This window comes from Pseudomonas sp. I2 (genome assembly GCF_040984075.1).
GTDB lineage: Bacteria > Pseudomonadota > Gammaproteobacteria > Pseudomonadales > Pseudomonadaceae > Aquipseudomonas > Aquipseudomonas guariconensis_B.
In genome coordinates, this window is the sequence record NZ_JBCGFQ010000198.1 from 1 (window position 1) to 412 (window position 412).

Here is a 412-nt window from a genome sequence, read left to right on the forward strand (position 1 = left end):
GGTATCCACGATCTGCGCACAGACGCGCCACCTTGCGCGGGTCAAATCCCCTGCAGATTTCTTTCCAGCCGGACGGCATGACATAGAACGTAGTGACAGCTTCCGTGCCCTGCGCGGTACTGCCTTTCTCCACCCTGCGCCAGCCCACCATATTGCCGGGGCGGTTGCGCTCGTCATACCAGTCTGCAAAGCGGCTGTACTGATTCGCGGTAAAGAAACTGCGAACCTGCTCCAGTGCGGCGATATCTTCCTGATTGGCGGTGTGCCCGCGATCTTTCAGCCATGCGTTCAGGCAGACGCGGGTTGCCCGCAGTGCTTCACCCTCAGGCCAGCCGGTGATACCCAGACGGGTTGCCAGTTCACCTGCCATCGCCACCAGTGCAAAGCGGTTCACAGCCCGTCCCACCTGATC

The 412-nt window shown here is 60.9% G+C and carries 1 pseudogene; it reads right to left on the minus strand.

Features of this window, described 5'->3' with window-relative positions:
- Nucleotides 1-394: pseudogene (locus WCE05_RS26235) on the minus strand (DNA/RNA helicase, superfamily II protein); the annotation flags it as partial.
- Nucleotides 395-412 lie beyond the last annotated feature (18 nt).